Here is a 25,067-nt window from a genome sequence, read left to right as displayed (position 1 = left end):
ATGGCTTTTTGATTTAGCCTCATTTGAAAAGCGATTCTGAAATAACCTCAATCACTGTATTTTTGTTAAAAAGTTTTTACAGATAACTTGACAATTAGTTAATGTGAAATAGAATACACGCAACGTTTTATCTTTTAACCAAATCATAAAGGACAGGTATTGTTCATGGCTATCCCAGATATTTCCCATTTCAGCGTTGCCGAACTCGAAGCTCTTAAAGGCAGTATTGATAGTGTCATTGGCGGTCGTCGTCAAACTGAACTCGAAAGCCTGTATGCTACTTTTGAAGAAATGGCAGAAGCAGCAGGTTTTACATTAGAAGAAGTGATGCAAGCACGTGTTACTAAAAAACGTGTTGTACAACCTAAATACCGCAATCCAAATAATCCAATGCAAGTATGGAGCGGTCGCGGCCGTAAGCCATCTTGGGTTGAAGCTTATACCTCAACAGGTGGCGAATTATCTGATTGCTTGATCTAAACGATCATTGCTTTAAAAAAGCCTGAACTATTTCAGGCTTTTTTTATGCCTGTCGATCAGCTCGTGCTTGAATACAACCCATACATCCTGCCGCAACCATCGCTTTAAGATTAACGCTACCTTACTGAAACTGTTGCAAAAAAACCACCACTGTTGTAACCAGCACAGCAACACACGGCTTTTTTCCCAGCTTCAGTGCAGTTCATCGAAAAAAAAGACCTAAGGTGAGAAATGATGCGAAGATATTTTGCCGATCACTCACATTTAATCTACTATTACTCCAACTCAGACGAATCATTCGGGGCAAATGCTTTAGTTGCCAAGTGTTGGTTGGTCTTAATGATGTACTTTAGAATGGAATGAAGAATGAGAAAACTGTTCTGCTTTCTGCTTTTGCTTGCCACCACACAAGTCCATGCAGAGCTGCTACGGGCAGACCAAGCCTTTCAATTCAAGGCTGAAGCAATATCCCCTACTACCATAAAAGCGACGTGGGAAATTGCTGAAGGTCATTACCTTAGCCGTGACAAATTTAAGTTTGAGACAGACAGTACCGACCTCAAATTAGCGACACCCACGTTTCCGGCTGGCGAGAGCAAGGATGATCCCACCACTCAAGCCAAGCATGAAATTTACCGCAACAAAGTTGAGGTAGAGATTCCTGTTGAACGTGGGCAAACCCTCTCGCAGGCTATCCAACTTGCCCTGAAAGTAAAATACCAAGGCTGTTCTGATACCGGGATGTGCTTCCCGCCTTCCCGTGGAATTGCACAACTGGAACTCGCTGCCGCCACCGACGCGGCGCCTGCACCGACTACTGCTGTTGCAGCACCACCTGCACCTGCACCCACCCCAGCACCTGTTGCGGAAGTTACTGCGCCTGAACCTGCGGTAGCAGAGGCAACACCGCCAACAACGACCAGTAAACTTCCAGATATATTCAAAGGTGCTGATAAGCAAGCCGCCAATAAACCGATGCCTGTGGATAAAGCTTTCGCTTTTGACATCGCTGCTATCGACAAAGGCACGCTGAAAGCCACGTGGGTTATCCAGCCCAACCATCACCTTTACCGCCCTAAAATCACGTTTAGCCTTAAAGAACCACAAGAAGGCGTAACGTTGGGCAAACCGGTGTTTCCTGCGGGCAAACAAACGCAAGACGAATACTTCGGCATGATCGAAGTTTACGGTGAAGACATTGAAGTCAAAATCCCGGTTGAAGCCACTGATGGCGTAGAAAAAATAGTCGTCACTACACAGTATCAAGGCTGTGCTGACAACACTGGAGTTTGTTATCCACCTGTCAAGAAAACCAATGAGTTAACATTGGCTGGATTGCCAGAAGCACGACCCATTGCGAATAACACGCCGGTTAGTGCTGATGTTGCCCTTAATGAACAGGATGCCTTAGCGCAAAAACTGGAAGGTAGCAGTTTCCTGCAAAAGATTTTGGTGATGTTTATCGCGGGCTTGTTACTGGCATTTACGCCGTGCATTTTCCCGATGATTCCCATTTTATCCGGGATTATTGCGGGCTACGGTAATACCACCTCGCGTAAAGCATTTTTCCTGTCGTTAACCTATGTATTAGCAGGTGCATTTGCCTATGCGGTCATTGGTTTCGTGTTTGGTTTCTTCGGGCAAAATCTGCAAACAGTTTTACAAAACCCTGTTGCTATCGGGTTTATGAGCGTGCTCTTTGTGCTGTTGGCACTGTCAATGTTTGGTTTTTACGATTTGCAATTGCCTAACAGCATTCAAAGCCGTTTAAGCGAAATCAGCAATAAACAAGAAAGTGGTAGCTTCATTGGTGCGGCTATCATGGGTTTTCTCTCGACCTTAATTGTCGGACCTTGTGCAGGCCCCGTGATTGCAGGCGCGTTGACTTATATTGCACAGAGTAAAGACGCAGTATTAGGGGCTTCCGCGCTGTTCTCAATGGGTATTGGTATCGGTGTGCCTCTGCTATTGATTGGCACGTCCGCAGGGCATTTATTGCCGCGTGCGGGTGCATGGATGGATACGGTTAAAGCCGTTTTCGGGATTATCATGCTGGGCATTGCGATTTACATGCTGAGCCGGATTGTACCGATTGAAATCACGATGGCTCTTACTGGTATTTTGCTGGTGTCTTCCGGCGTTTATATGGGTGCGTTGGAAAGAACCAACGAAGAAGCAGGTGGCTGGGGACGCTTCTGGAAAAGCACGGGCATGATCCAGTTATTCTACGGTGGATTGATCCTCTTCGGTTTATCGGCTGGCAGCCAAAGTCTGTTACAACCGCTGAAAGGCGTTTTTGGTAGCACCGTTATTGCCAGCAGTGATGCAGCCGTTTCTAGCGGTTTACAATTCCAAGCAATCAAAGGTTCTGAGGGCTTGAAAGCAGCATTAGCCGCCGCAAAAGCAGCAAACCGCCCGGTTATGTTGGATTTCACCGCTGATTTCTGTGTCACTTGCGCCAAAATGGAAAGAACCACCTTTAAATCGGCGGATGTTGCCGGTGCTTTAGGTAACGCTTTGCTGCTAAAAGCTGATGTCACAAAACAGGATGATGCTGACGTTGCTTTGCAGAAACAGTTTGATGTTATTGGCCCGCCTGCTTTCATTTTCTTTAATAGTCATGGCGAGGAAATGCGTTCCTTACGCTTAATTGGCGAAGTAAATGCTGAACGCCTAACCAAGCACGCCAAACAATTCATGCAGCAAGCCACCGCTCCTTGAGTTTGCTCCGCCTCATTGATTCTGACGACGTGTAGATTTCATCTGCACGTCTGTCGGGATAAGCCTTCCTCTCACACTTTTCGAGCACGAATCAGCATAAATTCAGCTATATTTTCTATACTACAGGCACACCAAAAAACCGATACACGAAACAAGAGAGCAAATCCATGCGTGATACCAACGAGTATGGCATTGAGCAAGAAGATGATTCATTTATTATCGAAAAAGTAACCACATCTTCATCATCCGCCGATCACCCAAAACGTACTAAACCGCACATTATTCGGCGCAATGTTGAGGATTACTTGGAACGCAAGGCGTTAGAACGACGCTTGAAAGATGTTTTTGACGACCGTTTTTAAGACCCTCATCCCAACCCCTCTCCCCGCCAAGCGGTAGAGGGGCGGTTAAGGGGGTTTAAACGCCTTCAGGCAACGCTAATGCCGCACGCAAGTCCGCCAAATACGCTTGTTCCGCATCGTTGGCAACGTCAATGACAGCAGCAGACACGAGGTAGATTTCGGTAGCGATTGCCACATTACCATCAGCCAGTGCCGCAATACTTGCAGCATCCAGTGGTTTGGTAAGTTCGGTCAAGATCATATCATTAACATCACCATCCAAGGCTAACTCGGACAGTTTTTGCCGAATCGCTGTCATTTCTGCGGAATCCACATGACCATCAGCTTTCGCAGCCGCAATCATTGCTTTTAATAAAATAGCCGGATCAGTTTGCGCTTCGGTGACTGCCTCCGAAGTATCTGACGCAGCGTTTGGTGTTTCCCATTGACGGTACATTTGATAGGCCAAACCACCCAATGCCGCGAGACTGCCCACTTTAACTGCCGCACCCGTGACGCGCCGTCCGGTTTGCGTACCTAACAACAAGGCCAGTGTACCCGCTGCTGCCGCGCCGGTTTTCATGCCCGACAACATAGAGTCACGTTTCTCGCCTTCTGCGGGAATACCCAATTTTTGCTCAGCCAACACCTGCCCTTTTTGGGCAATGTCTTTACCTGATTGCAGTAATTGATCCAGTAAATTTTTCATATCCATCATGCTTTCCTTTATTTTCTAGAGGACGAAACATCACTGTAGCACAGCTTGCGCAGGCGATACGGAATCCTGCATAACTTCACGGATAAACTCCCGCGTCACCTTACGACCCTTGGTTAAACTTGCAGCATCTAAACGGTTTAACATCGTCACTAAGGTTTTAATATCATGCGGGTAATGGCGTTGAATGTATTTCATCACATGAGTGGGCAATTCAAAACCACGTTGGTGCGCCCGCCACGCCATCGCCTGCATACACTGTTCTTCGCTCATCACATGCACCCGGTAATCCGGCCCCCACAGTAAGCGCGAAGAAAAATCAGGAAGTGCACACACCATTTCGCGGGGGCTGGTACGTGCCGCAAACAACAATGGCTGATTATTCGCACGACACGCATTAATCAAATGCACCAAAGCTTCTTCCCAGTCGCGCTGCCCAATCACCGCATCCAATTCGTCGATGACGACCAAATGCTTATTTTCCAAACCCGCGAGCATCCGCAAACCGTATTGCGCACAAGTTTTCAGCGGAAAATACGCCGCCATTAAACCAGCTTGGTAATAATTTTCACAACACGCCTGCAACAAATGTGACTTACCCGCCAAGGTATCGCCCCACAAAAAAATCTGCGGGAAATGCTGTTCAAAGCCACGTTTTAAAATACCCAGCAATTCAGCATTTTCAGGGGTAACGAAAAACGAGCTGAAACGATGCCCGTCACGAATGCCCACATTCAGCGTTAACTGCTGCTGCATCATGGAGTTTTCTCCCCATCAGTTACACTATCTGCAACTGGCAGATTGTCATCCAGTAATGATTCCTCTATGCCATAAATCTGGCTTTGTTTATAAGTATCATGCACATGGCGCAAAATCACCGCCAACACCGCTGCCACTGGCAATGCCAATAAAATCCCCATAAAACCAAATAATTGCCCGCCCGCTAACACCGCAAAAATCACCGCCACCGGATGCAAACCAATGCGCTCACCCACCAGTAACGGGGTTAACAGCGTGCCTTCAATCACTTGCGCAACCCCGAACACCGCGAATACCCAAAACAACATAAAAATATCGTGAGGCATCTGAAACAACACCGCAATTCCGGCAATACTTACACCCACAATTAAGCCCAAATACGGCACAAAACTCACCAAGCCAGCGATTAAACCAATCAACAGCGCGAATTCCAAGCCAATCAGACTCAAGCCAATCGCATAAATAACCGACAATGCCAGCATCACCGACAATTGCCCGCGTAAGAAAGCCCCTAAAACCTCATCAGATTCACGCGCCAATCGCGCCACTAACGGTTCTATTGAACGCGGCAATAAATCATCAATGTAACGCACTAAATGATCCCAATCACGCAACAAATAAAACGTAATAATCGGAATCAACGCTAAATTAGCCACCCAACCCAACACTACAAACCCGGAATGTGAAATCGTTTGCACCGCATTACGGATAAAGCCGCCGGTTTCCTTCCAGTGAGAAGTAATCACGCCCTTAATGCGCTCCACTTCCAAAACACTGGGATCAACCCCAAAACGTTCCTGTAAATACGGCGCGAGCACATTCACACCCCACTCCAAATACTGGGGAATTTTATCGAACAAGCGTTGCGTTTGGGTTTCCAAAATCGGTACTAAAAACAAGAAAAACAGCACTAAAGCCAAGCAAATCGTCAAGAAAACCACCGTCACCGACGCGGTACGTGACAATTTCCACGACTCCAGCCGATCTACCAACGGGTCGCCCAAATAGGCCAGCAACGCCCCCGCCAAAAATGGCATTAAAATAGGAGCCAACACGTATAGCAAAACGACTGACAATAAACCAATCGCCAACCAAAACCACCGACTACTGCTCCAGATCATTTCTTACCCCTTGGCGAAGGCATAACGCCCCCATAAAATCATGTAAGCAATACCACTTAACAACGTGGTTGCCGCCACACCCCATTGCAAACCTATCGTTAACCACAACGGCAACGGGTATAAAGCAACGTGCAACAACGTCGTTGCCAACAAGAAAATCTGCAAGCCGGTATTGAGCTTGCTGATCATTAACGGACGAATTTCGAGCTTACCACGCAACCAACGGCACGCCATTGCACCCAGCACAATCACCACATCACGCCCAATCACCAAACTGACCAGCCACCAAGGTAAATTGCCCTGTAATCCAAACACGATGAACACTGCCATCACAAACAATTTATCCGCAACCGGATCAAGGAATGCCCCTAAGCGCGTGAACCAACCGTAACGACGTGCTAAAAAACCGTCCAAGGCATCTGACAAGCCCGCTAAAACGAGTAACATTAGAGCCAAAGGATACTCACCACGCCACAATAACCAACAAATCGGCGCGATTGACACAATACGGATCATGGTAATGATATTTGGAATTTGTTCCCGCACGGCTACCCTACGTTAAATACAAAGAAGGCTCCCTAATGGAGCCTTCATAATACCGGATTATAGATCAAATACCGATTTTTCCGATTATCACAGCCTTATTGCTGCTGAACCGGAATCAGGGTAATTTCAACACGGCGGTTTTGGGTGCGCCCATAATCACTGCCATTGTCTGCGACTGGACGGCTTTCACCGTAACCCACCGCCTGCATACGCTGCGCTACGACACCAGTACCTGCTAAATAACCACGCACACTGTTGGCACGCTGTTGTGACAATTGCAGGTTGAAGGCATCGCTACCCACATTATCTGTATGCCCCGCAATTTGAATGCGCGTATCAGCAAACTGATTCAAGGTATTTCCCAGATTATTCAACACTGGGTAAAATTGCGGCTCAATCGTGGATTGACCGGTGGCAAAAGTAATCGCATCAGGCATCGTCAACACAATATTGTCATTGCGACGTTGCACATCAACCCCAGAACCTTGCAAGCTTTGGCGTAACGCCGCTTCCTGCTGATCCATGTAATTGCCAATCGCCAAACCCGCTAAACCACCGATGACCGCTCCCCCTAAGGCACGTTTATCATCTTTATCGCCCGTGGTTTTACCCAATACCGCACCGGCAACACCACCAATCAACGCGCCTTGTTCAGCACGTGTCATTTCACCGTTCACGCCACAACCCGCCAGCAAAGTCGCGCTTAACGCCGCGATAACTGCATGACGCAGGGATAATTTCATCATTGTTAACCTCATTTAATCGTTGTTATAAAAGATATATTAAGTTGTCTTGTCGACAATAAACTGCTTAACAAGCAGCGCATCGGCATCCATTACGTCAAAGCGTTGCGGTAAATCTTCCAGTGTTTCCATACCTACTGGACGCACCGGATCACGCCCCAAAGCTTCACGAATCGAGTCTTCAAATTTTGCAGGTAAGGCCGTTTCCAATACCAGCATGGGTACGCCGGGTTCACGCAACTCCAACGCCACTTTCAAGCCATCAGCGGTATGAGTGTCGATCATTACCCCGTAAGTTTCCCAAGTTTCACGAATCGTCTGCATCCGTTTTTGGTGTGAACTCACCCCGGACTGGAAACCAAAGCGAGGAACATCAGCGAACACGCCATCCGCATTCAAATCAAACGCCCCGCCATTATCCACCGTATTCCACAAAGCACGTACTTTATCGCCATCACGCCCCATTAAATCGAACACAAAGCGTTCAAAGTTCGATGCTTTAGAAATATCCATCGACGGACTACTGGTGTGATACGTATTGGCTGAACCACGTGGACGGTAAACACCCGTGCGGAAAAACTCATCCAATACATCGTTTTCGTTAGTCGCCACCACCAAGTGCTTAATCGGCAAGCCCATCATGCGAGCAATATGCCCGGCACACACATTACCGAAATTGCCCGATGGCACGGCAAAGCTTACTTGCTGACTATTATCGCTAGTGGCTGCAAAATAACCTTTGAAATAGTACACAATCTGCGCCGCAACCCGCGCCCAGTTGATCGAGTTAACCGCACCGATTTTGTGTTGAGCTTTAAATGCATGATCGTTAGACACCGCTTTCACAATGTCTTGGCAATCATCAAATACGCCATTCACCGCAATATTGAAAATATTCGGGTCTTGCAAACTGAACATCTGCGCGGTCTGGAAGCGGCTCATTTTACCGTGCGGCGACAGCATGAACACATTCACGCCGTGCTTGCCACGCATCGCATATTCCGCTGATGACCCCGTATCACCGGAAGTCGCCCCCAAAATATTGATGCCCTGCCCCGCTTTTGCCAGCACGTATTCAAACAAATTACCCAGCAATTGCATCGCCATGTCTTTAAACGCAATCGTCGGGCCATTCGACAAGCACAACAGGTGCAAATCCGGCTCTAAAGTATGCAGTGGGGTAATATCTTCCGGGTTTTCGCCGTCGCGGACATTGCAATACACCGCCGCCGTGTAAGTTTTGTCGATAATCGCTTTTAAATCAGCCGCCGGAATATCCGTGGCAAAACGTGACAATACCGCAAACGCCAGTTCACGATAATTCATCCCGCGCATCTGAAGCAGCTCATCCGCCGTCAATTGCGGATAAGTTTCCGGCAAATACAAACCGCCGTCTGGCGCAAGCCCCCCCAGCAGGATTTCGCTAAACTGTTGTGCAGGCGACTGCCCACGAGTCGAAATGTATTTCATGTTTTAACCCAAATTCTCCACACGAATGCGCGTCACGCTGCTGCAAATACTATCTAATGCTTCAATCGCAGCAATCGCCTCATCCATATTGCCTTCGCGAACCCGCTGCGTCAGCATAATGATATTGACCTTGTTTTCGCCACTTTGCGGCTCTTTCTGGATAAAGGCTTCGATACTGATTTGCCGCTCACCCAAAATGCGCGTTACATCCGCCAACACACCGGGGCGGTCTAAAGCACACATCCGCAAGTAAAACGCTGTTTCCACTTCCGCAATCGGTAAAATCGCAGTATCGGTCAAGGTAGACGGCTGGAATGCCAAGTGCGGCACGCGATTTTCCGGGTCAGAAGTCAGTGCGCGGGTAATATCCACCAAATCTGCAATAACCGCCGACGCGGTAGGTTCTGCACCCGCGCCTGCACCGTAGTACAAGGTTGCCCCCACTGCATCGCCTTTCACCAGCACTGCATTCATAACCCCATCCACATTGGCAATTAAACGCCGTTCTGGAATCAAGGTCGGGTGTACCCGCTGTTCAATACCTGCTGCCGTGCGCCGTGCAATTCCCAACAACTTGATGCGATAGCCCAATTCGGTAGCGTATTTCACATCGTCTGAAGTAATCCGCGAAATGCCTTCGGTGTAAGTCTGTTTAAACTGCAACGGAATCCCGAACGCAATCGACGATAAAATCGTCAGCTTATGCCCGGCATCAACCCCTTCAATATCAAAGGTTGGGTCAGCTTCGGCATAACCCAATGCCTGTGCTTCGGCTAATACATCACCAAAGCTACGGCCTTTGTCGCGCATTTCGGTCAGAATAAAGTTGCTCGTGCCGTTAATAATGCCAGCCAACCATTCAATCCGGTTTGCTGCCAGACCTTCACGCACAGCCTTAATGACCGGAATCCCACCAGCTACTGCCGCCTCAAAGGCCACCATGACACCTTGCTGCTGTGCTGCTGCAAAAATCTCATTACCGTGCATCGCAATTAGAGCTTTATTCGCCGTTACCACGTGTTTGCCGCTACGGATAGCGTGCAACACCAAATCACGAGCAACGGTGTAACCACCAATCAATTCCACCACGATTTGAATATCGGGGTCATTGACCACATCAAAGGCATTTTCTGTCAAACGCACATCACCCAGACCTAATTCTGCCGCACGGCTTAGGTCAAGATTTGCTGCATAATCAATCACAATACCACGACCCGCACGCCGCGCAATTTCTTCCGCGTTACGTTTCAAAACGGTTGCAGTACCGCCACCGACAGTACCCAGCCCTAGCAGGCCAACCTTGACAGGTTCCATGCTCACTCCTTTAAACCTTGATCTTTACGGAACATTTGTTTGATATTGCGGATCGCCTGACGGGTACGGTGCTCGTTTTCGATCAAGCTGAAACGCACGTGATCATCGCCGTATTCACCGAAACCAATCCCCGGTGATACCGCCACTTTGGCATCTGCCAATAATTTTTTAGCGAATTCAAGCGAACCCATCGCTGCGTATTCCTGCGGGATTTTCGCCCATAAGAACATGCTGGCCTTCGGGCGTTCAACCACCCACCCGGCAGCATTTAAGCCATCACATAATACATTACGACGGCTTTCGTACATGCTGCGGATTTCTTCGACGCAATCCTGCGAGCCATCCAAGGCGGCAATTGCAGCAATCTGAATCGGCGCGAACATCCCGTAGTCCAAGTACGATTTAATCCGCTCCAACGCTTTCACCAAGGTCGGATTACCGCACATAAAGCCGACGCGCCAGCCCGGCATATTATAGGTCTTGGACATGGAATAGAATTCCACCGCGATGTCTTTTGCCCCCGGCACTTGCAAAATTGACGGTGCTTTATAGCCGTCAAAGCAAATTTCGCCGTAAGCAATGTCGTGGATAACCCAAACGTCATGCTCTTTGGCAATCGCAATCACTCGCTCAAAGAAATCCAGTTCCACGCATTGCCCTGTCGGGTTGCCGGGGAAATTGATAATGAGCATTTTTGGCTTAGGCCAGGAATTTTTAATCGCTGCTTCTAATTCAGCGAAAAAATCTTTGCCTTCAACCAAGGGTACATGACGAATATCGGCATCAGCAATAATGCTACCGTAGGGGTGAATGGGGTACGCCGGGTTAGGAACCAACACCGTATCCCCTCGACTCAAGGTAGCCAACGCAAGGTGTGCCAACCCTTCTTTCGAGCCAATGGTCACAATCGCTTCGGTTTCCGGGTCAATATCCACATCAAAGCGACGTTTGTACCAATTGCTGATCGCCTTGCGCAAACGCGGAATCCCGCGTGACATGGAATAACGGTGGGTATCACCACGTTGTACCGCCTCCACCATCTTATCAACAATGTGTTTAGGGGTCGGCTGGTCTGGATTACCCATCCCGAAGTCGATAATATCCTCACCCTTGGCACGCGCCTCCCGTTTGAGTGCGTCAGTGATTTTGAAAACATAGGTTGGGAGGCGGTTTATTCTTTGGAAATCGTCCTGCACGGTTTTTCTGCGTCCTAGAAGAAAACAACCCATCATCGGGGCCTTAAGCCAGCCACATTACAATTCACCATGCAGACTGTCAATTACAGAACAGGCACAAGGGACAGGAAATGAAATTCAGTGAAGCATCCAGCACCACCACTTACCGTATTACCGCCTATGATGAAAGTTCAATCAGCGTTAATCAGGGTAAATTGACCCGCAGTTTTATCATTACCCCGGATAAGCTGATTACCACATGGGAACCGCAGCATATCGCAGCCATGACTCCCGCAGATTTGGAGCCGTTATTCGCAGGCGGGGCGGAAGTTATTTTGATTGGAAGCGGTGCAACGCAGGCGTTTCCACCAGCGGCAGTGTGGCAGGCATTAGTACAACACGGCATCGGTTTTGAGATCATGCGTACCGATGCCGCCTGTCGTACTTACAATGTATTGTCGTCAGAAGCACGCCGCATTGTTGCAGCGTTCTTTATTTAACTGAAACCCAACAAGCTTTCGCCGGATAACCCCTTGTTTTCAAGGATACGGCGCAGGCGTTTTAGTGCGTCCATTTGGATTTGACGCACGCGCTCACGGGTTAACCCCAAGGCTTCGCCGACCTGTTCCAACGTGGCACGCTCATGACCATGCAAACCAAAGCGGCGCACAATCACTTCCTGCTGTTTGAACTCCAACTGTTCCAGCCAGCTATCCACGGACTGGGTAATGTCTTCATCTTCCAGCTTACCGGCGGGATCATCATCGTGGTCATTGCTAACGAAATCAACCAATAAGCTATCACCGTCTTTGCCGACCGGAATATCCAGTGAGGTAATACGCTCGTTAAAATCCAGCAACTTACGCAGAGCTTCAATGGGCTTATCCATTGCCACTGCCATTTCCTGCAATGACGGTTCATAACCCAGTTTCTGAGTCATTTCACGCATCTTACGCAAGTAAGCATTCAACTCTTTATTCACATGGATCGGCAAACGGATGGTACGGGTTTGATTCATTAACGCCCGTTCAATGTTTTGACGAATCCACCAAGTGGCATACGTGGAAAAACGGAAACCGCGCTCAGGGTCAAACTTTTCCACCGCGTGAATCAGACCGAGATTTCCTTCCTCAATCAAATCCGGTAGCGGCAAACCACGCCCCATGTAACGGCGGGCGATTTTGACAACCAAACGCAAATTGCAGGTAATCATCTTCTTACGCCCTAGCTCATCACCCTGACGAGCCAGCCGACCGTAACGGACTTCCTCTTCTGGGGTCAACAAGGACGAAAACTCGATTTCACGCAAATACATCTGCGTGGCATCCATCTCATGGGAGCTGACGGTAAACGTTGCGCTAGTGGCGACAACATCACTGCTGTCATCATCCAGTATCGTTTCCTCATCAGTTTCTAGGGCGCACAGATCATCGTCTTCGGTGGTATCAAACGCGACAAAAGGTTCCGCTTTGTCGTGTATTTGAGTCTGTGGTCTTGGCATCTTTTAGACTCCTTTGTTGTAACGGGATCAAGCAGGTGTCAGCATCACCTTTGCAACTTACATCCCCAAATCGACACTCGTTCATTATTCTGCGTGCACGTTAGCATAAAAGCACGTCAGCGGAAAGACCTTAACCTAAACTTAACAAGAAACTTAAGTACCTGATTACTAGACACTCAAAAACAGCTTGGCTTAACCGCCGTAACGCTGTCTCAAGGTTTGCATATACGCTTTACGCTCGGCTTCACCCAGCGTTGACCACACTTCGCGTAACTTTTTTTGTTCAGCACTGGGAAGCGTCTTCACCCAACGATGCCAAGCTTTGATTTTGGCGCGTTTTGCAGGCGGCATTTCCTTATAACGCTTGAGTTGATGAGAAACTTGCGCTTGACGCCGGGGCGGGAAGCTGTTTCCAATCGGCATAACGTTGCTTAATACGCGCCCGCTCTTCTGGTGACTTAGCTGCCCAGCGGCGTAAACTTTGTTGTTTGTTTTCTGGAAACGCCGACCATTGCGCCGCAAACGGCTTGAGTACCGCCTGCTCATTTGCACTTAACGCTTCCCACTTCACCGTTTCAGCCATCGCTTGCCCGCTCATCACTAAAACTGCCGTTCCTACCAACGGATACCAGTAGGAACTTGTATAGCTGGATCTCATTCCGAACTCTCCACGGTATTTTCTGCCAGCCGATAAATCGGGTCTTCACCAGCAAACTCAATCAATTCGCTGGCTTCCTCCCAGTAACTTCCATATTCATCCCACCACGACAACATTTCCGTAATATCCTCGGCGGAGTCATCGGCAGACACAGGTGCAAACCACACCAGTAGCAACCACAATAAACCAACCGCCCAGCGAACTCCTGTTCTTTTCATCGGCGCACCTCATGCATGGAGATCAGCCGTATTCGGCTTCCATCCATTCATACATTTCCAAATTTTCGAGAAAATCCATTTCCTCATTGGACATCAAAACCTCCATGACATTCACTTCCGGCGCGGCATCCATCGCCACTTCCGGCACAGCATGATCGAGATTTGAGGCCGTTACTGGTGCTTCTGACGTGAGGGAGTCAGTTGCATTCGGTAGAACCCATAGGGTTGCTGCTAGTGTGACAACAGCAGCGGTGGCAAAGCTGGGGGAAAACGACCACCCAGAAAGAAAATCCGATAAACGGTGACGTGGTTCCAATGCCTGTAAACGCGCACGGTATAACCGCTCACGCATGACCGCATCCAACTGATCCACGCTGCTATCCAGCCCCTGTTTAACGGCCTCAACCAACGCCTGCTCTGTTAATTTTTTCATCATTGATAATCTCCCAGTTTTTCCCGTAAACTGTGGATGGCGCGAGAGTAATGCGTTTTCACACTCCCCTCGGAACAGTTCATTATTTTTGCCGTTTGAGCAATATCATAGCCTTCCCACGCACGTAACAATAACGCTTGTTGCTGACGTAAGGGCAACTGCCCCACCGCCACTTGGAGCGTACCACTCATTTCTTCGTGCAACACGTGCGTTTCCGGCTCAAGGTGTAACGTTTGCGCCACTTGATCCTCGGGTTTCAGACCACTTTCTTCCTCCTCATCACTGAGAAAAAAGAAAACCCGCCAACGATTGCGTACTTTTTGCCGACGATGCCAATCGTTAATCCGACTATGCAAAATGGCATGGAACAACGCACCCCATTCCACTTCGGGATGGGCTGAGTATTTCTGCACCAACTTAAACATTGCGTCCTGCACAATATCTAACGACTCCTCTTCATCTTGAGTCGCTAAACGCGCAATCACGAATGCACGACGTTCCACTCCCCGCAGGAAGTTGTTCATCTTCGCAGCCGTCGCCAGATCCCGCTCCCTTTGCGTATTTCGTCCCAACTGCCCACTGTGGTCAGTTATTAATGCCGCCGTTTTAATCATAGTGTCGCCAAGTTAACCCGGCAGATACCGAGTAACTTCCTCCTCACAACGTTTCAATCATTTAGAAGTTGACATATACGCCCCATTTAGGTGTAGTTCTGTGAAATAGTTCCGTTTTTGTCCGAAAAACATGCAGGAGTACCGAGAATGCGCTGGAGATCAGGCCGACAAAGCAACAACGTGGAAGACTACCGGGGCAGCAACCGCAGTGGCGGCGGACCTGGTGGATTTCGCATTGGTTTGATAGGTACAGCGGCTATTGTGCTGATTGGCTGGTACATGGGAGCCAACCCGCTGCAATTAATCGGTTTAGTCGGCGGTGCAAATACCCTACTCGGCGGCATCGGCGGCTCTGAAACCACCTCCACAACGCCGCAAGGCGGTGCGTTGAGTGACGATGGCGGCAAATTTGTATCGGTGGTTTTAGGCACAACCGAAGACGTATGGAACCCGCTGTTTCAACAAATGGGCAAGCGTTACCAAGAGCCGAAGCTAGCGTTATTTGAGGGGGAAATTGATTCAGCGTGCGGTTTCTCGACGGCAGCCTCCGGGCCATTTTACTGCCCCGGCGACAACAAGGTTTACATTGATTTAAGCTTTTTCCGCGAACTCAAAGCACTGGGCGCATCCGGTGAATTCGCGCAAGCTTACGTGTTAGGGCACGAAGTCGGGCATCACGTCCAAAATTTACTCGGCATTACCGATGAAGTCTCGCGCTTGCAAGCCCGCATGAGTCAACGTGACGGTAACGCCTTGTCAGTCGCGCTGGAATTGCAGGCCGATTGTTACGCAGGGGTGTGGGCGCACCACGCCAATCAAACCAGCGTTCAACTCGACAGCAACGACATTGAAGATGCGGTCAAAGCCGCAGCCTCCATCGGTGATGACCGCTTGCAGGGCATGTCTGGCAAGCGGGTTAACCCGGACTCATTTACCCACGGCTCATCACGCCAACGCATGGAATGGTTCCAGCGCGGCGTACAAAGCGGTGATATGCGTCAATGCGACACATTCAAAAACAGTTAACGGTATTCCACCAAATCAGCTAACGGCTGGCGCAAACGCGGGGTTTGTTCGCCAGCACGGTAGCCGAATGTTACCGCAGCCACCACGCCGTATTGCTGCGGATCAATCGCCAATAACGCTTCCACCGCTGACTTGGAAAAGCCTTCAATCGGGCAGGAATCAATCCCCAAACTAGCCGCGCCCGTCATCATATTCGCCAGTGCGAGGTAACATTGCTTGGAACTCCACGCAAATGTATTCATGTACGGCTGAATTTCATGCGCATTGTGTGCGGCATAACGCTCCAGATACGCTTGCTGTGCGTCCGCTGGTAAACCGCGCCGCCCGAAAATGTGCTGTACGTAATCCGTGCCCGGCTCAACGGCTGCGATTTTCGCCAAAATCAGAGACTGTAAACTGAACTGTGTAACTGCTATATAACGTGAATCCCAAGAAGGAGCAGTAACATGGAACGCCTCGACCCGAAACTCATGGATGACTTACTCAGCGATTGCAAAACGCCTGCTGATGTCAAAAACCTTTACAGCCAGCTCTTGCAGCGGATGATCAACCGCAGCTTGGAAGCCGAATTGGATGTGCACCTAAACTACGACAAGGGTGAGCGTAGCGAAGCCGGGCAACGGCGCAGCAATACCCGTAACGGCAAAGGCAACAAGACCATCAAAGGCGAATTTGGTGAGTTGCAGGTAGAGACACCGCGTGACCGTGATGGCAGCTTTGAGCCGAAGTTGATACAAAAACGCCAAATACGGTTAGCAGGGATGGAAGAACACATCCTGACGCTGTACGCCAAAGGCATGACCACCCGCGACATCGAAGACACGATCAAACGCCTGTACGGGGTGGACATCTCGCATACGCTGATCGCGGAAGTAACCGAAGCCGTTCAGGGCGAAGCTAAAGCGTGGCAGACGCGAGCACTGGATAATATCTACCCGATTGTCTGGCTCGATGGGATTGTCGTTAAAGTTCAACAAGATAAGCAGGTCATCAATAAATCAGCCCATGTGGTATTGGCGGTCAACTTACGCGGTGAAAAGGACGTGTTGGGCATCTGGTTGGCAGAAAATGAAGGTGCCAAGTTCTGGTTATCGGTCTTGACGGAACTACGCCACCGGGGCGTACAAGACATCTACGTGGCGTGCATGGATGGCTTAAACGGCTTGCCTGAAGCCGTCAACGCGGTCTTCCCCAAAACGCTGACCCAGTTGTGCATGGTACACATGGTTCGCGCCAGCTTGCGCTACGTCACCGCCAAGGATACCAAAGGTGTGGTCGCTGCCCTCAAGCGCATTTACCAGTCCAGCACTGCTGAAGAAGCCGAACACGAACTGGAAGCCCTCGACACCGAATGGGGTAACAAATACAAAGCAGTCGTGCGTCTATGGCGCGGTAACTGGGCGAATGTCATCCCGTTTTTCCAGTTCCAGCCGGAGATCCGCAAAGTGATTTACACCACCAATGCGATTGAATCCCTGAACATGAGTTTGCGCAAGTTTACCCGCAACCGGCGCATCTTTCCCAATGACAGTTCAGCCCTCAAAAGCCTGTATTTGGCGGTACGCGAAGCCTCGCAAAAGTGGTCGGTCATTCACCACTGGAAACCCGCTTTGCAGACTTTTTTACTTATGTTCGGTGAAGAGCGGGTTCCGCTCTCCGCCCTATGAAAAACGTGTTACACAGTTTATTTGACAGACTCCAAAATCACCACCACATGGCTGCTTTCAGTAATTTGTGGCTGATTCCAGCACGCCTCACGCAACTTTTCACGCAACTCCGGGGTTTGTACGACCACAAAATGCCAATGCTCCATCCCAAAAGACGAGGGTGATAAACGTCCAACCTCCAGAATTTGCTGGAAATCTTCCGCAGCAATCGTCCGTTGCGGGTCAAACTTTTTACAGGCATGGCGAAAATTCATCGCTTGCAGAAACGCTGTCATGGTTAAAACTCCTTAACTTAAATTAGACCGACAAATACGCTACAGTATAGCCACCCTAAAAAACAAGGAAATAGCGACAATGATAACGGACATATTCAAAGGTTTTGGTTACGTTTTTAGCGGCTTTTCACTCATCACCCAGCGCGGAATACGCCCATTTGTGGTTGTGCCATTGCTAATCAATATCCTGTTATTTGCTGGCGGCGTATGGCTGGCGAAAAGCCAATTGGATTACTGGATGACACGGTTATTACCCGACTGGCTATCTTGGTTGGAATGGTTGCTGTGGCCGATCTTCGCACTATTGATTTTCTTCGTGGTGTTTTACGCCTTTTCGATACTGGCTAACTTGATTGCCGCACCGTTCAATGCGGTGTTAGCCGAACGGGTAGAAGCGCGTCTTAATGGCTTACCCATTCCGGCTTTTGAAGGCTATAAAAGCATACCTCGGTTGCTGGCACGCACTTTCAAAAGTGAATTCAGTAAACTGTGGTACATGGCGAAATGGTTTCTGCTGGTGTTGATACTGACCTTGATTCCGGGCATTAACTTGATTGCGCCGCTGGCTTGGACATTGTTTGGCGCGTGGATGTTAACCATCGAATACGCCGATTACCCAATGGGCAACCACAACTTGTTTTTCAACGACGAATTGCCACTGCTGAAACGCCATCGCAATACTGCTTTAGGTTTTGGCTGGCTGTTATCGCTGATGACCGCGATTCCAGGGCTTAACTTCCTCGTCATGCCAGTAGGTGTTGCGGGCGCAACTGCTCTGTGGGTCGATCGTCTTTCCAAATCCTAACAAAATCCGCACGAAAAAAAAGCGGGGCAAGCCCCGCTTTTCTCCTCCTCCGTCAATACGATTGCTTAGAACTTAACGCTGTAAGCAATACCAACAGCATTCTGTTCCATATTCAAATTAGCTTCGCCACCGCCTTGCTGTGTCGGATGAATAGAGTTACTACCATTAACACCTTTGTCAAAAGCATGAGTGTAGGCAGCCGTCAAACTAGCTTTATTATTTAACTTCCACTCACCACCCAACGTTACATGGTCTTCAACCGTAGCAGGTGCTAATACGTTAAACAATGTTTGACTGGATTGAAGTGGGTTCTTAGCATGATTGTAACCGGCTAATACCGCAAAATTAGGCTTGACCTGATGTTTAACACCAATCTTGTAAACGGTTTGATCTTTCCAACCAAAGCCGGAACCATTATCAGATCCTAACAAACCGCCCGCTGTATTTGTATTAGCCATTGCCTTAACTTTTGAATATTCAATTTTCTGAATATCAGTTGCGATCAATGTTTTAGGTGTTGCCTGCCATGCAATACCAACTGTCGTTGCTGCTGGCATATCTAAATCACCCTGTTCAGCAAATAACCCCTTGTATTTATCCAGTTTACCCATATTAGTTTTGCTACGATAAGCTACACCAGCCGTTACGGTAGGAGATAATTTACCCTGCCAACCAATAGTTGCACCAACCCCTGTTGATGCATCATTACCCCTGTCTGTAACATCATTTGGACTACTACTTGCTTGTTGTAGGCTCCCTACTGGAGCTGTGAAATTTTGTAAACCATTAGCACTGAAACGCTGGTAAGCTAAATTCAAAGAAACACCAACGCTATTATTTTCGTTGATTTTAGTTGACCAAGTAGGAGCAACAACTAACTGTTCAAGATTGATTCCTGGCTTATTAACACCTGTTGCATCGAATAAAGGAATAGCTTTATCGTAGCTGGAATTCATACCACCATTGCCATAAACAACAACACCAACACTGTGTTTATCGCTCAACTGACGCTTATAACCACCTTCAGGAATAAGGAACATATCTTTCCCATTACCATCGTATGAGCCATCGGCAGTCATCCCACCACCCATATTATTACCGGAAATAGTTGCGCCGCGATCTGGCATGAAAACTTCTGCTCCAATATCCCAACCTGCATCAACATTGGACAAGCTTGCTGGGTTTGTACCAGCATTCATGGTGTTTTCAGACGTTGCAACTGCTGCACCGCCCATTGCTTTTTGAGTGATGCCCAAACCAATTGGAGCCATACCATTGGTAGCAAACGCTGATTGAGAGCTAATTGCTAATAAGACAGATGCAACCAGCAAACTTTTGTTAAATGTAAAACGCATGAAACTCCTCCAGAAATAACGCAATCGTGTTGTAAGTTTGTAAAACTTTGTTGCGAAATAGTGACAGAAGGGTATTAAGCTGTCAAATAGTGATTATTAGGGAAATCAAGTACTTATTAAAATATAAACATATTATAATATTAGTATGTTTAAGTATTTTTAAGTAATTGTGCTTCGACTTTATACAAATCGGCTTCGGTATCCACCCCTAATCCCGGAATTTCTGCTGCAATATCAACGTGAATACGATAACCGTTCGATAATGCGCGTAATTGTTCGAGTTTTTCTAAACGTTCCGGCATCGACATTGCCAACCTAGTAAATACCCTAAGAAAACCTACCCGATAAGCGTACATTCCAATGTGGCGAAGTGCGTAATCAGCCACTGCTATTCCCGCATCGCGCTGAAAAGGAACTGGTGCGCGGCTAAAATATAATGCCATGCCACGTTCATCACGCACCACTTTCACCACATTCGGGTCAAATAATTCGTCAATCTCGGTAATAGGCGTGGCTAAGGTAGCAATACTGGCTTGCGGGTTGTGCGCCATATTCGCGGCTAATTGGTATAAATTAGCGACAGGCGTAAGCGGTTCATCCCCTTGTAAATTGACCACGACCGTATCGTCTGTCCAGCCCTGTTGTTGCACCACTTCAGCCAAACGGTCGCTGCCGGTTTCGTGTGTAGTAGCAGTCATCGCCACCTGCGCCCCAAACCCTTCGCATACCGCTTGGATGCGCTCATCGTCGGTTGCCACCAATACGCTGCTAAACCCCGCAACCAACGCACGTTCGTGAACGTGTTGGATCAGCGGTTTACCCGCCAGCAAGCGCAATGGCTTGCCCGGTAAGCGTGTAGACGCATAACGCGCCGGAATCACCAATACGGTATTCATTCAGCCAGTTGCTCCACTTCTTCTTGCGTCAAAGGGCGGGCTTCTTCTTCGAGCATTACCGGAATATTGTCACGAATTGGGTATGCCAAACGCGCAGATTTTGAGATCAGCTCCTGTTTGGCCTTATCGTAAATCAGCGGGCCTTTGGTCACAGGGCACGCGAGAATTTCCAGCAATTTCTTATCCATGAGGGACTCCTTGTAAACGTGAAAGCACGGCTTGCGCAAAACCATCGGCTAAAACGGCTTCAACAGGCAAATACCATGCGTTAGGAATAGCGTATTCGCGGCATTTTACCGCATCTTTTTCGGTGATAAGCACCGGTAAATCATCGTCAAACTGCAATTCTTCCCCAGTAAACGCATGATGATCCGGGTAGGGATGCAGCGTAACCAGCAAGCCAGCGGCTTCCAGCATCAGCTTAAAACGTTGCGGATTACCGATACCAGTCACGGCGTGAACCTGCTGCCCTGCCAACGCGCTCAGGGGTTGGGTAATATTGCCGGTCAAAGCCACGAGGGTTTCACCGCGCATCTGCATGGTTGTACCATTAACCACCACGAAATCGCAGCTTTGCAGGCGCGTCACCGGTTCACGTAACGGACCTGCGGGTAAACACCAGCCATTTCCCCATTGGCGTTGCCCATCGACGACACAAATTTCGAGGGTGCGCCCCATGCGGTAATGCTGTAAACCGTCGTCGGCAATCACAATATTGCATCCGTGTTGCTGCAATAAGGTGCTAATCGCACGGTTGCGCTCATGATCAACCACCAGCGGCACACTAGTACGCTGCATAATCAGCAATGGCTCGTCGCCCAGCCCAGCGGCTTGACGTTGATAGCCGCGACTCACCACCCCCGGTTGATACCCCGCCTGACGCAATAGCTCAACCAGCCAAATCACTAACGGGGTTTTACCCGTCCCGCCAGCGGTCAGGTTGCCCACCACAATGACTGGCACGGGATGCTGGATTTGCTGACGTTGTTGCTGCCAGCGATTCAGCGCGTTGAGCAGGCAATAAAGCGCGGTTAACGGTAATAACAGGTATTTAGCCAGCCACCGTTGACCGTACCAAACCTCCAGCAGCCATTGCTCAAACTGGCGTTTCATCACGGAACTGCATGGCGTGCAAACGTGCGTATTGACCGCCCAAAGCCAATAATTCGGCGTGTTGCCCCGACTCAATAATGGCACCGTCGTGCATTACCAAAATACGGTCTGCGTTTTCAATGGTAGAAAGCCGATGGGCAATAATGAAGGTGGTGCGGTTTGCAAGTAAGCGTTCCAGCGCGGCCTGAATATGACGTTCGGATTCGGTATCGAGTGCGGAAGTTGCTTCATCCAAGATCAAAACGGGCGCGGGGGATAAAATAGCACGGGCAATCGACAGCCGTTGGCGTTGCCCGCCGGATAAAGTCACGCCGTTATCGCCAATCAGCGTATCAAAACCTTGCGGCAATTTCTCGATAAATTCCAGCGCGTAAGCGGCTTCAGCAGCAGCTTTAATCGCATCGTCAGGCATTCCGCGCATATCGCCATAAGCAATATTATTACGCACACTGTCATTAAACAGCACGATGTCTTGCCCCACGTAAGCGATTTGCGCCCGCAAATTCGCCAGTTGCAACTCGGCTAACGGCACATCATCCAGCGTAATTACCCCGCTACTGACATCGTGGAAGCGCGGTAATAAATTAACCAGCGTGGTTTTACCACTACCCGATTTCCCCACCAAGGCAATTTTTTCGCCCGGTTTAACGTCGACAGTAATATTGCGTAATACAGCTTTATCGGTTCCCGGATACACGAAATTAATGTCCTGCAAACGCACTGCACCTTGGCAATGGCTTAAAGTGCGCGTGCCGTTATCGGGTTCTGGCGGGCTGTCCAATAAGCCGAAAATGCCTTCGCCCGCTGCAATCGCGGTTTGTAATTGCAGGTTCAATTGCGTCAGGTTACGGATTGGCGTTAACAATAAAATCATCGACATAATAAAAGACATGAACGTGCCTGGAGAGAGCGTTTCGAGGGTCGATTCGCGCGTCGCAAGGTACACCATCGCCGCTAATGCCAACGCCACCATGAACTGTACCACGGGCGTACTGAGTAATTCCGTCACCATGCGCTTCATTTGCAATGCCATATTTTGCACATTGGCTTCATGAAAACGCTGGGATTCGTAAGCTTGCCCGTTAAAAATACGCATGATTTTGTAGCCACGAATCATCTCGTGGGAAATTTGAGTCACATCCCCTACCGAATCCTGTACTTTATGGCTCAAACGCCGCATCCGCCGCGTCACATACACCACAATCAATGCAATGAACGGCACGACAAACATCATGCCCAGGGTCAATTGCCAGCTTTGGTAAAACATTAACCCCAACAGCCCCAACACCGTCACGGAATCTTGCACCAACGAAGTCACCCCACGAATGCTCGCGTTTGCCACCTGATCGGTGTAATAACTGACGTAAGCCAGCAATTTACCGGATGGAGTGGTTTCAAAAAAGGGAATGGGTAAACGCAGCATATGGCTGAAAATCTGATCGCGCAGAACTTGGGTGACTTTGCGCCCGACCAGCCCCATGTAATAGCCGGATAAAAACATCGCGGCTCCGCGTAACAAAAAGATACCCAAAATACCCAGTGGCAACCACTGGATCACTGAAGCATCTTTTTGCAGAATGGCTTTATCCAGCAATGGCCCCAGAATCCACGCAAATAACGGCTGGGTTATCGCCCCTGCGACTAAACCCACCACCGCCAACAGCAAATAAGGCCAATATTTCAGCGAATAACCAAGCAGCCGTCGATAAACCGACCAGCCGGTAGTCTGGGGTGTTGTCATCCTAATCCTAAGGTTTACGGGCAGACTCAGTAGTCGCCATCGAAAAATTCGTCAAACCCAGTCGTCCCGCGATGTCCATCGCAGTCACAACGGCTTGGTAATTGACACTCGCATCCGCTGAAATAACCAGCGGTGGCACGTTTTGCATTCCATCCAAAGTCTGGCTCATCGCCTGAAATAAGGTTTCTGGTTTGCTATTCAGCACTTCGCGCCCGTTGATATAGTACCGCCCTTGCCCGTCAATCAACAGATCCAATTTTTCCTCGGTTGACGCAGCCGCAACGTTACTAGCGGTCGGTAATTCAATTTTCAACTCGGCATTTTTATCAAACGTGGTCGTCACCATGAAAAAAATCAACAACATAAACACCACGTCAATCAACGATGTTAAATCGACGGTGCTTTCACGGCGTTCACGGGTGCGGAATTTCATGCGGCATTCCCCCCGCGTGCTGGCGGTACAGGCCGTGCGGCGGCGGCAGCTTGAGCAGCGGCACTTGCCGCAGGCGGACGCGCAGCAGCACTAGGCGGTTGCGGGGTTTTACGGTTGGAATTGGTAATTTCGATTAAACGCAGGGCTTCGCGCTCCATCGTGGTTACATAACCATCGACCCGCGCCTTAAAATAACGCTCAAACACCAGCGTCACAATCGCAATCAACAAACCCGCCACGGTAGTAATCAAGGCTTCGGAAATGCCGCCTGCGAGTTGTTGCGGGTTGCCCACCCCTGCGGTATTAATCGCGCTGAACACCCCGATCATCCCCAACACGGTTCCCAACAAACCCATCATCGGTGAAATAGTAATGACCGTACTCAACGCAGGCAGGTAACGCTCCAGCTCTTGTACGGCGTGCCGCCCGGCTTCCTCAACGTTTTCTTTCATAATGTGGCGCGGTAATTCACGGCTATCCAGCCCCGTTGCCAAGACTCGCCCCATCAAGGAACTGCTGCGTAATTCATCAATTTGTGCATCCAGCAAGCGCGGACTGCTGGCAAGTTTACGGGCGCGTTCCATGTCTTCAGCAGGAACGACTTTGCCAACGCGCAACGACATAAAACGCTCAATAATAATGGCGACCGCAATGATCGAACTCAAGATCAGCGGAAACATCATAATGCCGCCGGATTGAATTAACTCAAACATACCTATTCATGCCTCATTTTTATAAGATTTAGCCCACTTGGTGTATGATAAGCGATTTACGCTAACGAATAAATGCAAACAATAATAACAAAGTACCTTAATCATGATACCTCGAACGACCAACCTTAACCTCACCCAAACCGTTGCCCCAACACGCTTTCAATGGCTATTGGGGGAAGATGATTGCATTCAACCCGCTTGTAATCAAGCTGTAACAAAGCCCCACTATATTCG

General features: G+C 49.0%; 30 protein-coding genes. 7 read left to right on the top strand and 23 right to left on the bottom strand.

The features are described from left to right. The first annotated feature begins 165 nt into the window (after positions 1–165). The 3 genes from J9260_RS05165 to J9260_RS05155 all read left to right on the top strand — a co-directional run bounded on the left by J9260_RS05165 (position 166) and on the right by J9260_RS05155 (position 3,563). Entirely contained in the window at positions 166–480 is a 315-nt protein-coding gene (locus J9260_RS05165; protein WP_210219971.1) for an H-NS histone family protein, read from the top strand. Positions 481–846: 366 nt separating this feature from the next. Further along, positions 847–3,201 carry a protein-disulfide reductase DsbD gene (locus J9260_RS05160; RefSeq protein ID WP_210219970.1) on the top strand — a complete coding sequence of 785 codons (2,355 nt, stop codon included), beginning with the start codon at positions 847–849 and terminating at the stop codon, positions 3,199–3,201. A gap of 167 nt (positions 3,202–3,368) precedes the next feature. Then, positions 3,369–3,563, top strand: coding sequence for a PA3496 family putative envelope integrity protein (locus J9260_RS05155; RefSeq protein WP_210219969.1), 195 nt, complete (start codon positions 3,369–3,371; stop codon positions 3,561–3,563). Positions 3,564–3,618: 55 nt separating this feature from the next. On the opposite strand, the gene J9260_RS05150 is transcribed toward J9260_RS05155, so the two are convergent. The 8 genes from J9260_RS05150 to alaC form a co-directional block, all read right to left on the bottom strand. Continuing rightward, positions 3,619–4,257, bottom strand: coding sequence for a tellurite resistance TerB family protein (locus J9260_RS05150; RefSeq protein WP_210219968.1), 639 nt, complete (start codon positions 4,255–4,257; stop codon positions 3,619–3,621). 33 nt (positions 4,258–4,290) lie between these two features. Then, positions 4,291–5,016: a DnaA regulatory inactivator Hda gene (gene hda / locus J9260_RS05145; protein WP_210219967.1), complete on the bottom strand. Its 726-nt coding sequence runs from the start codon at positions 5,014–5,016 to the stop codon at positions 4,291–4,293. Continuing rightward, entirely contained in the window at positions 5,013–6,137 is a 1,125-nt protein-coding gene (locus tag J9260_RS05140) for an AI-2E family transporter (protein WP_210219966.1), read from the bottom strand. Before J9260_RS05140 ends, hda begins: the two co-directional genes overlap by 4 nt. A gap of 3 nt (positions 6,138–6,140) precedes the next feature. Further along, complete coding sequence (locus J9260_RS05135; protein WP_210219965.1) at positions 6,141–6,683, bottom strand: CDP-alcohol phosphatidyltransferase family protein; 543 nt, start codon at positions 6,681–6,683, stop codon at positions 6,141–6,143. 95 nt (positions 6,684–6,778) lie between these two features. After that, positions 6,779–7,429, bottom strand: coding sequence for a YiaD family glycine zipper/OmpA-like lipoprotein (locus J9260_RS18790; protein ID WP_281419453.1), 651 nt, complete (start codon positions 7,427–7,429; stop codon positions 6,779–6,781). Positions 7,430–7,465: 36 nt separating this feature from the next. Further along, entirely contained in the window at positions 7,466–8,896 is a 1,431-nt protein-coding gene (thrC, locus tag J9260_RS05125; RefSeq protein ID WP_210219964.1) for a threonine synthase, read from the bottom strand. Between the two features lie 3 nt (positions 8,897–8,899). Beyond that, positions 8,900–10,210: a homoserine dehydrogenase gene (locus J9260_RS05120; RefSeq protein ID WP_210219963.1), complete on the bottom strand. Its 1,311-nt coding sequence runs from the start codon at positions 10,208–10,210 to the stop codon at positions 8,900–8,902. Positions 10,211–10,212: 2 nt separating this feature from the next. Beyond that, a complete protein-coding gene (gene alaC, locus J9260_RS05115) occupies positions 10,213–11,406 on the bottom strand; it encodes an alanine transaminase (protein ID WP_210219962.1) in 1,194 nt (397 codons plus the stop codon). A gap of 110 nt (positions 11,407–11,516) precedes the next feature. Here alaC and J9260_RS05110 point away from each other — a divergent pair, with 110 nt between their 5' ends. Beyond that, a complete protein-coding gene (locus tag J9260_RS05110) occupies positions 11,517–11,885 on the top strand; it encodes an Mth938-like domain-containing protein (RefSeq protein ID WP_210219961.1) in 369 nt (122 codons plus the stop codon). Here the strand turns inward: J9260_RS05110 and rpoS are convergent. The 6 genes from rpoS to J9260_RS05080 all read right to left on the bottom strand — a co-directional run bounded on the left by rpoS (position 11,882) and on the right by J9260_RS05080 (position 14,809). Further along, on the bottom strand, positions 11,882–12,886 hold the full coding sequence (gene rpoS / locus J9260_RS05105; protein WP_210219960.1) for an RNA polymerase sigma factor RpoS: 1,005 nt from the start codon (positions 12,884–12,886) through the stop codon (positions 11,882–11,884). The genes J9260_RS05110 and rpoS overlap by 4 nt on opposite strands. A 192-nt stretch (positions 12,887–13,078) precedes the next feature. Next, complete coding sequence (locus J9260_RS18785; protein ID WP_281419452.1) at positions 13,079–13,237, bottom strand: hypothetical protein; 159 nt, start codon at positions 13,235–13,237, stop codon at positions 13,079–13,081. A gap of 4 nt (positions 13,238–13,241) precedes the next feature. Next, on the bottom strand, positions 13,242–13,544 hold the full coding sequence (locus J9260_RS18780) for a DUF3106 domain-containing protein (RefSeq protein ID WP_210219958.1): 303 nt from the start codon (positions 13,542–13,544) through the stop codon (positions 13,242–13,244). Further along, complete coding sequence (locus J9260_RS05090) at positions 13,541–13,762, bottom strand: hypothetical protein (protein WP_210219957.1); 222 nt, start codon at positions 13,760–13,762, stop codon at positions 13,541–13,543. Before J9260_RS05090 ends, J9260_RS18780 begins: the two co-directional genes overlap by 4 nt. Positions 13,763–13,784: 22 nt before the next feature. Then, positions 13,785–14,198: a hypothetical protein gene (locus J9260_RS05085; protein WP_210219956.1), complete on the bottom strand. Its 414-nt coding sequence runs from the start codon at positions 14,196–14,198 to the stop codon at positions 13,785–13,787. Beyond that, a complete protein-coding gene (locus tag J9260_RS05080; protein ID WP_210219955.1) occupies positions 14,195–14,809 on the bottom strand; it encodes an RNA polymerase sigma factor in 615 nt (204 codons plus the stop codon). Before J9260_RS05080 ends, J9260_RS05085 begins: the two co-directional genes overlap by 4 nt. Before the next feature lie 147 nt (positions 14,810–14,956). Between J9260_RS05080 and ypfJ the strand changes: the two genes are divergently transcribed. Further along, positions 14,957–15,835 carry a KPN_02809 family neutral zinc metallopeptidase gene (gene ypfJ, locus J9260_RS05075; protein WP_210219954.1) on the top strand — a complete coding sequence of 293 codons (879 nt, stop codon included), beginning with the start codon at positions 14,957–14,959 and terminating at the stop codon, positions 15,833–15,835. Here the strand turns inward: ypfJ and J9260_RS05070 are convergent. Then, on the bottom strand, positions 15,832–16,215 hold the full coding sequence (locus J9260_RS05070) for a nitroreductase family protein (protein WP_246499640.1): 384 nt from the start codon (positions 16,213–16,215) through the stop codon (positions 15,832–15,834). The genes ypfJ and J9260_RS05070 overlap by 4 nt on opposite strands. A 66-nt stretch (positions 16,216–16,281) precedes the next feature. Between J9260_RS05070 and J9260_RS05065 the strand changes: the two genes are divergently transcribed. After that, the gene (locus J9260_RS05065; RefSeq protein WP_210217517.1) at positions 16,282–17,502 is read left to right on the top strand and encodes an IS256 family transposase; all 1,221 of its coding nucleotides are present in this window, start codon (positions 16,282–16,284) and stop codon (positions 17,500–17,502) included. Between the two features lie 17 nt (positions 17,503–17,519). Here J9260_RS05065 and J9260_RS05060 read toward each other — a convergent pair whose 3' ends face one another. Then, positions 17,520–17,777: a nitroreductase family protein gene (locus tag J9260_RS05060; protein ID WP_246499639.1), complete on the bottom strand. Its 258-nt coding sequence runs from the start codon at positions 17,775–17,777 to the stop codon at positions 17,520–17,522. 79 nt (positions 17,778–17,856) lie between these two features. Here J9260_RS05060 and cysZ point away from each other — a divergent pair, with 79 nt between their 5' ends. Further along, on the top strand, positions 17,857–18,582 hold the full coding sequence (gene cysZ, locus J9260_RS05055; protein WP_210219953.1) for a sulfate transporter CysZ: 726 nt from the start codon (positions 17,857–17,859) through the stop codon (positions 18,580–18,582). Positions 18,583–18,647: 65 nt separating this feature from the next. On the opposite strand, the gene J9260_RS05050 is transcribed toward cysZ, so the two are convergent. The 7 genes from J9260_RS05050 to J9260_RS05020 form a co-directional block, all read right to left on the bottom strand. Continuing rightward, positions 18,648–19,937 carry an OmpP1/FadL family transporter gene (locus J9260_RS05050; protein ID WP_210219952.1) on the bottom strand — a complete coding sequence of 430 codons (1,290 nt, stop codon included), beginning with the start codon at positions 19,935–19,937 and terminating at the stop codon, positions 18,648–18,650. A gap of 149 nt (positions 19,938–20,086) precedes the next feature. After that, positions 20,087–20,833: a 3-deoxy-manno-octulosonate cytidylyltransferase gene (kdsB, locus tag J9260_RS05045; RefSeq protein ID WP_210219951.1), complete on the bottom strand. Its 747-nt coding sequence runs from the start codon at positions 20,831–20,833 to the stop codon at positions 20,087–20,089. Beyond that, positions 20,830–21,021: a Trm112 family protein gene (locus tag J9260_RS05040; RefSeq protein ID WP_210219950.1), complete on the bottom strand. Its 192-nt coding sequence runs from the start codon at positions 21,019–21,021 to the stop codon at positions 20,830–20,832. The genes kdsB and J9260_RS05040 overlap by 4 nt, the downstream gene beginning before the upstream one ends. Beyond that, positions 21,014–21,946 (bottom strand): tetraacyldisaccharide 4'-kinase, encoded by a 933-nt coding sequence (gene lpxK / locus J9260_RS05035; RefSeq protein ID WP_210219949.1) that lies wholly within the window; start codon positions 21,944–21,946, stop codon positions 21,014–21,016. The genes J9260_RS05040 and lpxK overlap by 8 nt, the downstream gene beginning before the upstream one ends. Next, positions 21,930–23,687, bottom strand: a complete 1,758-nt coding sequence (gene msbA, locus J9260_RS05030) for a lipid A export permease/ATP-binding protein MsbA (protein WP_210219948.1) — start codon at positions 23,685–23,687, stop codon at positions 21,930–21,932. The genes lpxK and msbA overlap by 17 nt, the downstream gene beginning before the upstream one ends. A 7-nt stretch (positions 23,688–23,694) precedes the next feature. Next, positions 23,695–24,120 (bottom strand): ExbD/TolR family protein, encoded by a 426-nt coding sequence (locus J9260_RS05025; protein WP_210219947.1) that lies wholly within the window; start codon positions 24,118–24,120, stop codon positions 23,695–23,697. Continuing rightward, the gene (locus J9260_RS05020; RefSeq protein WP_210219946.1) at positions 24,117–24,833 is read right to left on the bottom strand and encodes a MotA/TolQ/ExbB proton channel family protein; all 717 of its coding nucleotides are present in this window, start codon (positions 24,831–24,833) and stop codon (positions 24,117–24,119) included. Before J9260_RS05020 ends, J9260_RS05025 begins: the two co-directional genes overlap by 4 nt. Positions 24,834–25,067: the final 234 nt, after the last annotated feature.

This window comes from Thiothrix unzii, from assembly GCF_017901175.1.
Classification (GTDB): Bacteria; Pseudomonadota; Gammaproteobacteria; order Thiotrichales; family Thiotrichaceae; genus Thiothrix; species Thiothrix unzii.
This window is presented reverse-complemented; position numbering and strand designations above follow the sequence as displayed.

Coding starts and splice junctions, on each gene's coding strand:
- J9260_RS05060 (WP_246499639.1), bottom strand. CDS start 17,777: ATGACAGCGTTTCTGCAAGCGATGAATTTTCGCCATGCCTGTAAAAAG.
- J9260_RS05165 (WP_210219971.1), top strand. CDS start 166: ATGGCTATCCCAGATATTTCCCATTTCAGCGTTGCCGAACTCGAAGCT.
- J9260_RS05065 (WP_210217517.1), top strand. CDS start 16,282: ATGGAACGCCTCGACCCGAAACTCATGGATGACTTACTCAGCGATTGC.
- J9260_RS05050 (WP_210219952.1), bottom strand. CDS start 19,937: ATGCGTTTTACATTTAACAAAAGTTTGCTGGTTGCATCTGTCTTATTA.
- cysZ (WP_210219953.1), top strand. CDS start 17,857: ATGATAACGGACATATTCAAAGGTTTTGGTTACGTTTTTAGCGGCTTT.
- J9260_RS05040 (WP_210219950.1), bottom strand. CDS start 21,021: ATGGATAAGAAATTGCTGGAAATTCTCGCGTGCCCTGTGACCAAAGGC.
- J9260_RS05150 (WP_210219968.1), bottom strand. CDS start 4,257: ATGGATATGAAAAATTTACTGGATCAATTACTGCAATCAGGTAAAGAC.
- J9260_RS05025 (WP_210219947.1), bottom strand. CDS start 24,120: ATGAAATTCCGCACCCGTGAACGCCGTGAAAGCACCGTCGATTTAACA.
- msbA (WP_210219948.1), bottom strand. CDS start 23,687: ATGACAACACCCCAGACTACCGGCTGGTCGGTTTATCGACGGCTGCTT.
- J9260_RS18780 (WP_210219958.1), bottom strand. CDS start 13,544: ATGAGATCCAGCTATACAAGTTCCTACTGGTATCCGTTGGTAGGAACG.
- J9260_RS05080 (WP_210219955.1), bottom strand. CDS start 14,809: ATGATTAAAACGGCGGCATTAATAACTGACCACAGTGGGCAGTTGGGA.
- kdsB (WP_210219951.1), bottom strand. CDS start 20,833: ATGAATACCGTATTGGTGATTCCGGCGCGTTATGCGTCTACACGCTTA.
- J9260_RS05155 (WP_210219969.1), top strand. CDS start 3,369: ATGCGTGATACCAACGAGTATGGCATTGAGCAAGAAGATGATTCATTT.
- J9260_RS05085 (WP_210219956.1), bottom strand. CDS start 14,198: ATGATGAAAAAATTAACAGAGCAGGCGTTGGTTGAGGCCGTTAAACAG.
- J9260_RS05020 (WP_210219946.1), bottom strand. CDS start 24,833: ATGTTTGAGTTAATTCAATCCGGCGGCATTATGATGTTTCCGCTGATC.
- J9260_RS18790 (WP_281419453.1), bottom strand. CDS start 7,429: ATGATGAAATTATCCCTGCGTCATGCAGTTATCGCGGCGTTAAGCGCG.
- J9260_RS05140 (WP_210219966.1), bottom strand. CDS start 6,137: ATGATCTGGAGCAGTAGTCGGTGGTTTTGGTTGGCGATTGGTTTATTG.
- J9260_RS18785 (WP_281419452.1), bottom strand. CDS start 13,237: ATGCCGCCTGCAAAACGCGCCAAAATCAAAGCTTGGCATCGTTGGGTG.
- J9260_RS05160 (WP_210219970.1), top strand. CDS start 847: ATGAGAAAACTGTTCTGCTTTCTGCTTTTGCTTGCCACCACACAAGTC.
- J9260_RS05110 (WP_210219961.1), top strand. CDS start 11,517: ATGAAATTCAGTGAAGCATCCAGCACCACCACTTACCGTATTACCGCC.
- lpxK (WP_210219949.1), bottom strand. CDS start 21,946: ATGAAACGCCAGTTTGAGCAATGGCTGCTGGAGGTTTGGTACGGTCAA.
- ypfJ (WP_210219954.1), top strand. CDS start 14,957: ATGCGCTGGAGATCAGGCCGACAAAGCAACAACGTGGAAGACTACCGG.
- J9260_RS05090 (WP_210219957.1), bottom strand. CDS start 13,762: ATGAAAAGAACAGGAGTTCGCTGGGCGGTTGGTTTATTGTGGTTGCTA.
- rpoS (WP_210219960.1), bottom strand. CDS start 12,886: ATGCCAAGACCACAGACTCAAATACACGACAAAGCGGAACCTTTTGTC.
- J9260_RS05120 (WP_210219963.1), bottom strand. CDS start 10,210: ATGGAACCTGTCAAGGTTGGCCTGCTAGGGCTGGGTACTGTCGGTGGC.
- hda (WP_210219967.1), bottom strand. CDS start 5,016: ATGATGCAGCAGCAGTTAACGCTGAATGTGGGCATTCGTGACGGGCAT.
- thrC (WP_210219964.1), bottom strand. CDS start 8,896: ATGAAATACATTTCGACTCGTGGGCAGTCGCCTGCACAACAGTTTAGC.